This is a genomic window from Roseovarius pelagicus (assembly GCF_025639885.1).
Lineage (GTDB): Bacteria > Pseudomonadota > Alphaproteobacteria > Rhodobacterales > Rhodobacteraceae > Roseovarius > Roseovarius pelagicus.
On sequence record NZ_CP106737.1, the window covers coordinates 87,053 to 99,287 of the forward strand.

Below are 12,235 nucleotides of genomic sequence, written 5' to 3' on the forward strand. Positions count from 1 at the left end.
CCGCGCGGGTCGACCCTTTCCCACACCGAACAGAAAGACATCCCCATGGCTATTCTCAAGTTCTCTGCGTCCGCTGTCGCGGCGCAAATCGCGCATGCGCGCGCCTGCAAAACCTTCCTGCCCAACTGGAACGGGCCCGTGGACAGGCCCGCCCTGATCCTCATCGTCGGCAATGGTGTACATCTGCGCTCAAATGGCATCGATGGCACGACCACCCGTATCGTCACCACCGAACAGGCCGATCCTTCCTTTGCTTTCGCCAATGGCATGAACCCGTTTCGGGATACCGACTGGATGGCGCAGCGCCGCATGGCGTTTCGTGATCTGACCGGCCAGTTCTACACCGACATCCTGGATGACGTGCAGGTGCTCATCGACCGGGGGCGGGGGGCCATCCGGCTCGCCACCGATGGCCACAGCATCCGCGTCTTCGTGCGCCGGGCCTCGGACTATCTCATCGGCGGGACCTACGAGGTGCCCTCGGGCCTCGGCGGCACCTTCCGGGTCATCCTCAAGGATGCCTGCGACACCTTCGCGATCGTGCAGAACTGCGGCAATTGCGAGGATTTCGACGCGATGCAGCCCTACCGCGTGCCCCTCGATGCGCTGATGGAGATCGATGACCGGAGGGCGGCATAATGGGTTGGCTCTTTTACACCGACGGTCGCGTCCAAACCTACGCGGATGAGAAAGCGGAGATCACACGGCTCTGCACTTTCGAAGGCGACAGGCGCAAAACCGAACTGGTCAAGGCCTGCAAGGTCGGCTCGACTTGGTATGCGGCGGCAAGGGTCACCAATCTCGACGGCACCCCTGTCGAGGATGCGACCTATGTCACCGATGCGGACGGCTCGATCACCTTCGGAGCCGTCTTCCTCACCCGGTACGACGATGGCTGCTGGGGCTACAAGGACATGGAGGAAAGCGCTGGCCCGAACGAGTCGCGCGCTCCCCTTGGGTTGATCGAGCTCCTCTCCGATCTGAAAGACCCCGACAGCTACGCCCAGGACTGGCGCCAGCGCTGCCGGGATTGGGCTGCGATCCCGGACTACGAGGAAGGCGACAAGATCAAGCTCGCAACACCGGTGACGCTCACCGATGGCAGCACCTGCCAGATCGTCACCGCGACGCACTACAGGCGGGGCCGGCAGAAACGCCGCTGCTACCGCATCGAGGAAACCGGTGGGCTCGTACGCCTGTCGAAGGCCTCGCTTGCCGGCTCGGAGCTGCTCAGCTCCGCAAAGGGCGAGGCCAGTCCTGTGCTGGCGGAGTTCCTGGCGGGGCAGGGTGGCTGAGTTTCCCGCTGAGACAACACCACGGGACCACGCGCACACATACTGCCGACTTGAAATCGTATCTCAAATGAGATACATCATTCCCATCAACTGGAGGACCATCCATGCCTGCCCAAACATCCATGCTTCATGTCCGTGTTGACGATCAGCTGAAAGCACAGGCTTCGGACGCACTTGCGGGCGTCGGTCTGACGCTCTCCGATGCGGTGCGTATTCTTCTGACCCGCGTAGCCGCAGAAGGCGGATTGCCTGCCGGATTGACCGCTGATCCGGATGCCTATGACGCCTGGTTCCGGGCGAAGGTACAGGAAGCGCTGGACGATCCAAGCCCCACAACGCCCCATGCCAAGGCGATGCAAGACGCCCAAGCATTGATTGACGGGAAGCGCCTTGCCAAATCTTGATGGGCCCGATCTTGAATGGAAAGCCACGGCCATCGCCGACTTGCTGGCAATTATTGACTACATTTCCGATGACAACCCGGATGCCGCCCAAGTTCTCAAAGATGAGATTGAACACAAGACGTCCCTCCTTCCAGAACGCCCTCAAATGTACCGCGCGGGCCGTGTCGATGGGACCCGGGAGATGGTTGTTCGGCCAAACTACATCGTGGTTTATGCTGAAAGCCCTGAGATGGTGACCATTTTGCGCGTACTTCATGCTGCGCAGCAGTGGCCATGATCGGCGTGCAGGCCCTCCGCTAAAAAATTGCCCGCTCTACGCCTTCAAAGTGTAGAGCGGGCTTTTTGTCCTTTGGAACTCAGACCCTGATCCAAAGGAAATCCCCATGACCAAGCCCAAACCGGCAAATCCGGCTCTCTCAATCTCCCACCCTGACCTCGCCTCTGCCCTCGCGCAGATCGGCGCGGAGGTCGACCACCAACCCCTGCGCAGCTCAGCGCTCGCGCGCATCATGCGCGAGACGTTTCATGGCAGCGATGCTGGCGGTGCCTGGGACTGGCGCATGGCCTATGACCTGATGCAGGCCGCGGCTGTCCATGTGCTGCTGCGTGGGGACGGCGCGGCAGGTGACATCGCCGCTGCAAAGCTGCTTGCCTCACGGCTGCTGACGGAAACGCGCCGGTCAGAGCAGCAGATCCGGCTGCAGCAGTTTTCCACGCCGCTGCCATTTGCGGCGCTGGTCTTGCGGGCGGCGGTGATCTGCAAGGGCGAGACCGTGTTGGAGCCCTCGGCTGGCACCGGTGCCCTGGCTGCTTTCGCCGCCCGGGCCGGTGCCACGCTTTTGCTCAATGAAATCGACCCCTTTCGCCAGCGCCTCCTGCGGGCCCTCTTCGGTGCCGAGGTCACAGGCCATGACGGCGAGCATATCGATGATCTGCTGCAGACGCCGGTTCTACCCGACGTCGTGGTGATGAATCCGCCCTTCGCCTCCTCGGTCGATCGCTCCCGAGACAAGCACATCGCCGCCAAACATCTCATCGCGGCTTCAAAGCGTCTCGCGCCCGGTGGGCGGCTGGTGGCGATCATGCCGCCGGGATTCACGCCCGAACGCGATGCCGCGCATTGGGCACGCGCCTGCGGTCTCCTCACGCCGCGACTGGCGCTGACGATGCCGGGGCAGGTCTACCGCAAGCTTGGCACCTCTGTCGAAACCCAGCTCATGGTTTTCGACAAGGTGCAGGAGGATGGCGAGATGATCCGCGCCATTGTGTGCGATCTGGACGAAGCCCTTCCTTTTGTCGACGCCGTGGCCGCAACCCGGCCCGAGATGCGCCCCGCCCAAGGGGGTGAAGCGATCCCTCACGGGCGGCCGACCGTACCATCCTCTGCTCCGCGCAAGACCGCTGCCGGTGTTGTCACCGCCTCCAAAGCCCGGGCCAATGCCGTTGTCCCGCTAACTTTCACGAGCCTTCAGGCCCCGCGCGACAACACGCCCATGTCGGACATCTATGCGCGCTACCGTCCGCAGCGGATCGAGATCGCGGGTGCGCAGGAACATCCCACGCCGCTGGTCGAAAGCATCGCCATGGCCTCGGTTGCGCCGCCGGTGCCCTCAGGCGCGGGCAGTGATGACTTGCGCCTGCCCGCACGGTTGATCGAGGAGGGCGATCTCTCCGAGGCGCAGCTCGAGACCATCATCATGGCCCATGATGCCCATGGGCGCGATCTGCCGGGGCGGTTTACGATCGATGACGACCAGACCAAGCTGACGCGCGCCGATGATGACCCTAATGCACGGGCCTATCGTCTCGGCTACTTCCTTGGTGACGGCACCGGCTGCGGCAAGGGCCGCGAATGCGCGGGGCTCATCCTTGTCAACTGGCTGGCCGGACGCAGAAAGGCGATTTGGGTCTCCAAATCCGCCACGCTCATCGAGGACGCCATTCGCGACTGGACCGATCTCGGCGGTTCGCCCGCCGACATCCAGCCGCTTTCCAAATGGAAACCGGACCAGCCCATCCCGATGGGCGACGGCATCCTGTTTGTCACCTACGCCACGCTGCGGTCCGCGGGCAAATGCGGCACCACGCGACTGAGCCAGATCCTCGACTGGATGGGCGCGGAGTTCGAAGGCGTTCTTGCCTTCGATGAGGCCCATGCCATGCAGAATGCGGCAGGGTCCGAGCAGGGCAGGGGGGTCAAACCCTCCCAGCAGGGCCTTGCGGGCCTGCGCCTGCAACTGGCCGCCCCGCGCGCTCGCGTCTTCTACATCTCGGCCACGGGGGCGACGAGCGTGCACAACCTGGCCTATGCCGCGCGTCTTGGTCTCTGGGGGCAGGGGCCGGAATACCCCTTCCCGAGCCGTGAGAGCTTCGTCTCGGCGATGGAAGCCGGCGGTGTCGCTGCCATGGAGGTGGTCGCGCGCGATCTCAAGACGCTCGGGCTCTACACGGCCCGTGCCCTCAGCTTCGATGGGGTGGAATATGATGTGCTCGAACATGCGCTCACCCCGGCACAGATCGAGATCTACGATGCATACGCGGGCGCGTTCCGCACGATCCACCACAATCTCGAGGCGGCGCTGACAGCCACGGGCATCAACGATGCCTCGGGGGAGACCAATGCCTCGGCCGTACGCGCCTCGGCCAAATCCCGCTTCGAGAGCACGAAGCAGCGCTTCTTCAACCATCTCCTGATGGGCATGAAGGCCCCGACCATCATCCGTGCGATCAAGGAAGATCTGGCGGCGGGCAAGGCTTGCGTCATCCAGGTGGTCTCGACGGGTGAGAGCCTGCTGAAACGCCGGCTTGAGACGATGGACCCGGAGGACGAGCTGGTCGAGGGCGCGCTAACGCCGCGCGACTATGTTCTGGGATACCTTGAACAGGCCTTCCCGATTCATGCGCAAAAGCTGGTCGAGATCGACGGCAATATGGTGGCGGAACCTTTGCGCGATGAGGCCGGGGCGCTGGTCGTCTCGCGCGAGGCGCTCGCTCTGCGTGACGCGGCCATGATGGAATTGATGACGCTGGCCCCGATCCCTTCGGCGCTCGACCAGATCCTCTGGGCCTTTGGTGACGAGGCTGTCGCCGAGGTCACGGGGCGATCGATCCGGCCCCTCAAGGCCGAGGATGGCCATCTCTTCATCGAGAAGCGCAGCGCCAGCAGCAATTCCTCCGAGACCCAGGCCTTCATGGACGGCGAAAAGGATGTCCTGATCTTCTCCGATGCGGGTGGCACGGGCCGATCCTACCATGCGGCGCAAACGGCCAAGAACCAGAAGCGGCGGCGGCACTACCTGCTGGAGCCCGGCTGGCGTGCCGATGCGGCGATCCAAGGGCTTGGGCGCACGCATCGCTCGGCTCAGGTCAGCGCGCCCTTCTTCCGGGTCTGTACCTCGGATGTGCATGGCGAGAAACGTTTCACCTCGACGATTGCCAAGCGCCTAGACCAGCTGGGGGCCTTGACCAAGGGCCAACGCGAGACCGGCTCGCAAGGCATGTTCCGCGAGGAGGACAATCTCGAAAGCCCGATCGCGCGGGCGGCACTGCGTGGGTATTTCGCCGATCTTGCCGCCGGGCGCGCCGAGGCGATGAGCTACGAGAGCTTCACCGACTGGACAGCCCTGCGGCTGATCGACAAGGACGGGGTGCTGCTCGAGGAGCTGCCGCCGATCCAGCGGTTTCTCAACCGGGTTCTGGCCCTGCCCATCCACAAGCAGAACGCGCTCTTTGCGGAATTCATGAGGCGGATTGCCGATCAGTCTGAGCGGGCGCGCGCGGCGGGCACGCTCGATCTCGGCGTGGAAACCCTGCGTGGCGAAAAGATCGAACAGGTCTCCACGGAGGATCTCTGGACCTGCCCGAAATCCGGCGCCGTGACGCGGATCATCGGGCTTGAGGTGACCGACCCAGTGTATGTGCTGGGCGCGGAAGAGGCCATATCGCGAAATCCGGACAAGCTGCCGATGGTTAATCGCGCCTCCGGTCGCGCGGCGCTCATCTCGGCGCGCCCCATGCAGATGTATGACGAGGACATTGTCACGCTGATGCGCAAGGCGGCGAGGCCAAACGGGTCCAGCTATCTGGAGGAGACGCGGTTCGAGTCTTCGGCCTGGGAAGACATCGGAAGGCCTGAGTTTGCAAGGCTTTGGGATGCCGAGGCTGCGTCCCTGCCAAAAACCACCACGACCAAGCTCTACCTACTGACCGGGCTCTTGTTGCCGATCTGGAAGGACATTCCGACCACCAATGAACGCATTTACCGGGTCACGCCTGACGGGGCGACTGCGATGATCGGGCGCACGCTGAGCGAGGAAGGTGCGGCCGCGCTGCGCGCCCGCTTCCTCGTCTCCAACCCGCAAACACCGCAGGAGATGCTGACCGCTGCGCTCGGCACCACGGCGCCGGTCGATCTCGGCCGGGGTCTCACCTTGACCCGTCGCCGTGTCGCAGGCGAGATTCGTCTCGAGCTGGGCGGCGCGGACAAGGGCATGATCGATGGCCTCAAGGCCCTCGGCTGCTTCACCGAGATCATCGCCTTCCAGTTGCGGGTGTTCCTGCCGCATGGGGACGGGGTCGACACTGAGGGCATTCTGGCCCGGATCGTGGGGCAGGAAGCCGCCATGACGGCAGAACAAGCCGCCTGAAAAGTCAAAGCGGGCTTTGGGTCGGGCGTCGCGGATCTGGATTTCACCGGTCTGCTCTTTCCGGGCGCGCGCAGACCAATGCCACGCCCGGCCCCCCCAACTTCAGACAAGAGGACAGACCCATGACCAATCCCCAGATCGATTATGCCGCAATGGCGGCTCAGTGGCGCGCGGAGCGCGAAACCACCTTGAAGGCATCCCGAACGGAGCTGCTCGCGCAACTACGCGCGCTTGGCATCAGCGAGGTCACTGCCGAATACGAAGGCTATGGCGACTCTGGCAATGTCGAGGATGTGACGGTGCAGCCTGCAGAGGTCAAACTACCGGAGCCGCTTGCCACAGAGGTTGGCGACTTCGCCTGGTCGCTCGCCTATCACCATCACCTGGGGTTCGAAAACAACGAGGGCGGCTACGGCACGCTGACCTGGGACATCACCGGCGACAGCATCACCCTCGACCACGCGGATCGCTATGTCGAATGCTCGCACAGCTATGTCGAGGGTCTTTGAGATGGCCCATCCGCTTCATCATGCCGAAAGCTCCGCCCGGAAATTCGGCGGGGTGCCGTCTGACTATCAGGCTGTGCACGATTGGTTTGACGCCTCGAAAGAGCACCTCGCGCTCTTTACGCACCGAGCCATGCGCCACCATGCCCAGGGCCTATTCGAGGCCGAACGTGTCTTCGGCCTGACCCTGACCAATAGCGCAGGTCGGGACATTCCCGTGCGCTGGATCGGCGAGCAGCACGTCCGCGAAGACTGCCAGGGCCGAATCCCGAGCATGGCGGACTGGCTGCGACGGATCCAGCCCGAACCATGGATGGCCAATGGCCACATCGACCGGCATGTCGGCTCCGAGCCCTGCGGCGACCCAAGGGTTGCTTGGGCCTCCGAGGTCGCAGCCGGCAGAACGGTTCTTGGCCTGAAAGATTGGATGGCGGCGCGCGCGACGCAAGCCACGCAAAGCGCCTGACAGGTCTCGGCCGTTTGCCAAACGAATGCTGAATGGAAGCCCGGTTGGACGACCGGGCTTCCTGCGTCGTTTCCCCACCATTCTTCTTGAGGAGGTTCGCATGACACTCGAAGACATCAAGGCCGCCGTTGATGCCGGCCAGATCGTGCACTGGGCCAATACAGGCTACGTTGTCCACAAGGACCGGGTCGGTCAGTACCTGATCACCTATGTGCCGAACGGCAGCTGCATCGGTCTGACCGACCGGTGCGGGCACCAGTTGAATGGAAAAGAGGCGGAGTTTTTCATCGCGCGATCCGAGGACGGCGCGGAAAATCCGTGCAGCCAATCAAGACCAGACGGTCAGGGGAGGGGCGCAGCACCCGGAGGCGCGGGGGCATTCCCACTCGGACGGCAGCTCTGACCCGTGGGCGGGGCTGAAAGGAAAGCAGGCTTTCTGATTTGTGATCCCTCAAGGGGTCGAGAAAGCAATCCCGGATGCGTTGGCAAGAACGTCAGGCACCGGCCAATCCAAAAGGAACCATCCCATGTTCGCAGGAACCCTCACTCGCAATGTCGAGACCGCAGCCGCTCAGTACACCGGCATGATCCACTCGACGCGCTTTGACATCGCCATCCAGTTGGAGGCGCGGGCCAAGATGTCCGAACGCAGCCCGGATTTTGACGTGACGGCGATCAACAAGTCGGGCCGCAAGGTCCGCATCGGCACGGCCTGGAACGAAACCGGCAATACCAGCGGCAACCCCTACATCTCGATGCAGATCGATGTCGGCCTCGGCCCCTTCCGGGTCAACGCGGTGCAGACGAAAGAGGCGCGCACGGCCCAGAGTGGCGTGTTCGAGTTCATCCCTCTGGTCTCGAACGGCCTGATGAAATCCGGCTCGATCTCGGGCGAGCTTACCGCCATGGACGCCGACAACGCTTTCACTGGCTACATCGCCAACATGATGTTCGATCTGGAGTTCATGCTGATCGAGAACAGCTACAAGACCGAGGAGACCCACCCCGACTACCGGATCGAGGTCAGCTCGCCCCGGGGCACGCCAATCCGCGTCGGCTCGGCGTGGATGGCGAAAAGCAGCCGCACGGGCAACGACTACCTGTCGCTGCTGATCAACACGCCCGATGGCGATCTGCGTGTCAACGCCGTGCAGAACGAAGAACAGCGCGGCGGGCAGACCTTCTCGATCATCCCGTTCATCGACAGCGGTGAGCAGCCGCAGGACGCAGGCGCGGGGCTCTCCTTGGTCGCCTAATCGGCGCGCGAGGGGGAGACGACCTGAACTGAAAGGGGAGCCGTGGGACCACGGTTCCCCTTTTTCCATGTCTGTTTGCGTGAAGGACGCCACCCGCTTGCGATCTGGTGCAAATGCGATACAATAATATATTAACGTAATGTCGAGGGCGGGCGCGTGGCGGCTAGATCAGGGACGGTTCCATGGTTCGAGAGCTTTGATGTTGAGGTAGAGGTTGAAGATCTCCTCACTCATATCGAGCGCTGCACCGGATTCGCGCTACCCGCCCGAAAGCGCGATGTCATCATGTCATTTGCCAAGTCGAAGTTCGACAAGACCAGGCAGGGATATTTGGAGGCCAAGGCAGCAGGAAAGCCGGTGTCCACCTCGCGGCGTGCGTATCTGACCGACCTGCAGGACACGATCTTCATGGCGATCCCGGAGGAAAACCTCGCGCGGATGCCGCGAAGCGAGCAGGTCCTTAACGACCCGTCATTTTACGCGGACGCCATGCATAGCGCCGCCGCGATCAGCGAGGATGAGCTCTTCATGGCGTTGTCCTCATCGCTGAACGATATGACGGTCCAAGACGCTCGGGCGTTCGTCTCCAAGCTTTGGCACGGCACGATTGACGACAATGCCCGCAAATACGCCGAAGCCCTGAAGCGCCCTGAGCGTGAAATCATGCCCCTGCGGCTGGGGAATACTGTCTAAGATCGAAGCCATTCTCTTGGCTTGAGCCGTACCGAGGTTTGCCGCCTCAACCCCCTTTCCCAAAGGTGGCACCCTGTGCAGCGCGCGAAAGCTGTTGAAGGCGCTGTGGGGACGTCTACTGTCGCCAACATGATGAACCGGGATCACATGCGCGCTTTCTTGCGGCGCGCCGCAACGCTTGCCGCTTTTGTCGCGCTGCTCTGGGCGGTTCACCTCCTCAATTGGATTATCGGTTACGGCTTGAACCCGGCCTTCGGCCTGATCCCCCGGCACGTAAGCGGGTTGGATGGCGTCATCGCAATGCCCCTGCTGCACGGAAGCTTCGCGCACCTGATGGCCAATACGCCGCCGCTATTGTTTATGGGTGGGCTTCTGGTGGCCACGACCGCGCGGGCCTTGCTGCCTGTGAATACCATCGTGATTGGCCTCGGCGGCGGTCTCGTCTGGCTGTTCGGAAGCTCCGCCATCCATATCGGTGCGTCAGGGCTGGTCTTCGGCTGGTTTGGCTTCCTCGTCGCACGCGGCCTCGTGGATCGCTCACTGGTCACCTTGGGCGCTGCACTACTGGTCGGTGTCCTCTACGGCTCCATTTTCTGGGGCGTTCTTCCGGGCCAACCCGGCGTGTCGTGGGAGGCGCATCTCTTCGGTGCCATCGCGGGCGTTGCCGCTGCAGTCCTTGTCCGGACGCATGTCCATGCGCCGCGCCTCGGCGGCGTCGATCTGGACTGAAGCCGTACACTCGGCCCTTAGCGTTCGCTCATACCATGAATTTTTAACGGCAGCTTTGCGAAGATGGTCAGGGCAAATTGGACCCCCCTGATAAGTCCAAATACTGGAGGAAGCGGGCCTGACGTAGAACCCTCTCCGCCATAAATTATTAAAAGAGTTGAAAGAAGAAGCTCAAGTTAGGCGCTCGGTCAGGATACAATATGCAGCAATGCCGGAGATGTAATCTTCGCGGCCAAACGCGCATCAAGCCTGAAGTGACAATCAGCCGATGAAGTCAGCGCGTCGCTCGAGCAGGCTCTCATAGAGGAAATCGACGAAGAGCCTGACCCGGTGCACTCGACGCAGATCGGCATGCATCAGCACCCAGGTTGACCGGCTTTGGTCAAGCTCGGTTCCTGGCACCCGCTGCATCTCAGGAAAGACGCTTTGTACCCATGCCGCCAGAAAAGTCATGCCAGCCCCGGCGCGGGCGAGGTGCAGGTGCATCGCCGGATCGGCGATGGCGTGGCGCACCGTGGCACGCGGAAAGGGTGAAGCGGCGATCATCGCCTGCAATTCCGGCACCTCGCCATAGCCAAGCCAGGTCAGCCCGTCGCCGCGCGGCCCGGCATCGTGCAGGTGCCTGTCGATGTAGCCGCGCGAAGCGAAAACACCGATCGACAACGGAAACAGCTTACGCCCTACGGCATCGCCAGTGAGGTCGCGCACATGACGGATTGATACGTCGGTTTCCAGCTTCTCGATCGAGTCGATGGCGTAGGACAGGTTCATGTCGATGTGAATATCGGGATAGAGCGACAGGAACTCGCCCAGAACCGGCGCCAGCAGGAAATGTGCGGTCATCGGGTCAGCCGACAGGCGAATACGCCCTGCCGCCTCGCTGTCGAGCCCGCGAACGGCGTTGAAGCCCTGACGCAAGGACGCTTCGGCCTCGAGTGCCTGAGGCAACAACTTGCGGCCCGCCGCCGACAGCTCCAGCCCCCCTGCGCTCCGCCGGAACAGTTGGGCACCCAGTTGCGCTTCCAGCCCCTCGACCTGCCGACGCACGGTTGCATGGGTGCCCTCTAACTGCTCGGCAGCCCCGCGCAGGGAACCCGCCCGCGCAACGGCCAGAAAGGCCGGAAGAGATTTCCAATCCACCATATGGAACGATTATGAACCACATTGGCGCGTTTCTGGCAATATGCGGCGGGAATTCGATCCGGTAGAGACAAGCCAATCGAACCGAAAGGACACCACCATGACTGCCACTCTCAGCGCCTGGAGCATCGAACGTTATGGCGCGCCCGATGTTCTGAACCCCGTAACGCGCCCGCTTCCGACACCCGGACCCAGCGAAGTCCTAATCCGCATCCGCGCCTCGGCCGTGACCCGAGCCGATGGCATGATGCGCGCAGGACGGCCGCTGTTTGCGCGGCCGTTCCTCGGCCTGCGCCGACCGCGCCAGAACCTGTCCGGCACCGGGCTTTCGGGTGAGGTGATCGCAATCGGACAAAAGGTTGGCCGGTTCGCCGTGGGCGACGCCGTCTTCGGCGAGGCGGGGATGAAGTTCGGGGCCAATGCCAGCCACATCTGTCTTGATGAGGCGAGCGTGCTGATGAAGAAGCCCCGCGCGCTGGCGCATGAGGACGCCGCCGTGATGTGCGACGGTCCGCTGACATCGTATCATTTTCTGCACGAGGTCGCGCAGGTGCGGCCGGGGCAGCGCGTGCTGATCCTTGGCGGATCAGGCAGCCTCGGCACTGCGGCGGTGCAGATCGCCAAGGCGGCCGGATCCCATGTTGCTGCAACCTGCAGCACGCGAAACGCCGCCTTTGTCGCGGGACTGGGTGCGGACCGGATCATCGACTACACCCAAGAGGATTTCACCACTCTGCCAGAGCGCTACGATGTGATTTTCGACACGCTCGGCATCAGTACCTTCGGAACAGCCAAGGCCCGGCTGACGAATAACGGGCGCTATGTCTGCCCCGTGCTGACGCTGCCGCTTCTGGGCGCGATGCTGCAAAGCCGCCTGATCGGCCATCGCCGCGCCTTGTTTGCCGCTGCGGGCCTGCAGTCGCCGGAGATCCTGCGCGCCCACCTGGTACATCTTCTGGCAATGGTTGAGGCCGGAACCTTGTCGCCCGTGCTCGACCGGATCTATCCCCTGACCGATCTGATTGATGCGCACCGCCACATGGAAACGGGACACAAGCGCGGGAACGTCGTCGTCGTTTGACCTCCGCTGCCCTCGCCGC

13 protein-coding genes are annotated in these 12,235 nt (G+C 62.9%); 12 read left to right on the forward strand and 1 reads right to left on the reverse strand.

From position 1 onward, the window contains the following. Window positions 1-45: 45 nt before the first annotated feature. The 11 genes from N7U68_RS00400 to N7U68_RS00450 all read left to right on the forward strand — a co-directional run bounded on the left by N7U68_RS00400 (window position 46) and on the right by N7U68_RS00450 (window position 9,995). Window positions 46-639 (forward strand): regulator, encoded by a 594-nt coding sequence (locus tag N7U68_RS00400; RefSeq protein ID WP_121068269.1) that lies wholly within the window; start codon window positions 46-48, stop codon window positions 637-639. Then, window positions 639-1,295, forward strand: a complete 657-nt coding sequence (locus tag N7U68_RS00405; protein ID WP_263046751.1) for a DUF6927 domain-containing protein — start codon at window positions 639-641, stop codon at window positions 1,293-1,295. The genes N7U68_RS00400 and N7U68_RS00405 overlap by 1 nt, the downstream gene beginning before the upstream one ends. Before the next feature lie 104 nt (window positions 1,296-1,399). Continuing rightward, window positions 1,400-1,699 carry a type II toxin-antitoxin system RelB/DinJ family antitoxin gene (locus N7U68_RS00410; RefSeq protein WP_074838673.1) on the forward strand — a complete coding sequence of 100 codons (300 nt, stop codon included), beginning with the start codon at window positions 1,400-1,402 and terminating at the stop codon, window positions 1,697-1,699. After that, entirely contained in the window at window positions 1,686-1,976 is a 291-nt protein-coding gene (locus N7U68_RS00415; RefSeq protein WP_263046752.1) for a type II toxin-antitoxin system RelE/ParE family toxin, read from the forward strand. The genes N7U68_RS00410 and N7U68_RS00415 overlap by 14 nt, the downstream gene beginning before the upstream one ends. 106 nt (window positions 1,977-2,082) lie before the next feature. After that, window positions 2,083-6,345 carry a strawberry notch family protein gene (locus N7U68_RS00420; RefSeq protein WP_263046753.1) on the forward strand — a complete coding sequence of 1,421 codons (4,263 nt, stop codon included), beginning with the start codon at window positions 2,083-2,085 and terminating at the stop codon, window positions 6,343-6,345. A gap of 122 nt (window positions 6,346-6,467) precedes the next feature. Then, the gene (locus N7U68_RS00425) at window positions 6,468-6,854 is read left to right on the forward strand and encodes a DUF6878 family protein (protein ID WP_263046754.1); all 387 of its coding nucleotides are present in this window, start codon (window positions 6,468-6,470) and stop codon (window positions 6,852-6,854) included. A 1-nt stretch (window position 6,855) separates the two neighbouring features. Beyond that, window positions 6,856-7,317 (forward strand): DUF6915 family protein, encoded by a 462-nt coding sequence (locus tag N7U68_RS00430; protein WP_263046755.1) that lies wholly within the window; start codon window positions 6,856-6,858, stop codon window positions 7,315-7,317. A 100-nt stretch (window positions 7,318-7,417) separates the two neighbouring features. Next, on the forward strand, window positions 7,418-7,720 hold the full coding sequence (locus N7U68_RS00435) for a hypothetical protein (protein WP_263046756.1): 303 nt from the start codon (window positions 7,418-7,420) through the stop codon (window positions 7,718-7,720). Window positions 7,721-7,844: 124 nt separating this feature from the next. Beyond that, window positions 7,845-8,573 carry a DUF736 family protein gene (locus tag N7U68_RS00440; RefSeq protein WP_263046757.1) on the forward strand — a complete coding sequence of 243 codons (729 nt, stop codon included), beginning with the start codon at window positions 7,845-7,847 and terminating at the stop codon, window positions 8,571-8,573. A gap of 285 nt (window positions 8,574-8,858) precedes the next feature. Next, window positions 8,859-9,266, forward strand: coding sequence for a hypothetical protein (locus tag N7U68_RS00445; protein ID WP_263046758.1), 408 nt, complete (start codon window positions 8,859-8,861; stop codon window positions 9,264-9,266). Window positions 9,267-9,413: 147 nt separating this feature from the next. Beyond that, complete coding sequence (locus N7U68_RS00450) at window positions 9,414-9,995, forward strand: rhomboid family intramembrane serine protease (RefSeq protein WP_263046778.1); 582 nt, start codon at window positions 9,414-9,416, stop codon at window positions 9,993-9,995. A 261-nt stretch (window positions 9,996-10,256) separates the two neighbouring features. On the opposite strand, the gene N7U68_RS00455 is transcribed toward N7U68_RS00450, so the two are convergent. Beyond that, the gene (locus N7U68_RS00455) at window positions 10,257-11,138 is read right to left on the reverse strand and encodes a LysR family transcriptional regulator (protein ID WP_263046759.1); all 882 of its coding nucleotides are present in this window, start codon (window positions 11,136-11,138) and stop codon (window positions 10,257-10,259) included. Between the two features lie 97 nt (window positions 11,139-11,235). On the opposite strand from N7U68_RS00455, the gene N7U68_RS00460 reads away from it, so the two are divergent. Then, window positions 11,236-12,216: an NAD(P)-dependent alcohol dehydrogenase gene (locus N7U68_RS00460; protein ID WP_263046760.1), complete on the forward strand. Its 981-nt coding sequence runs from the start codon at window positions 11,236-11,238 to the stop codon at window positions 12,214-12,216. The last annotated feature ends 19 nt before the right edge of the window (window positions 12,217-12,235 follow it).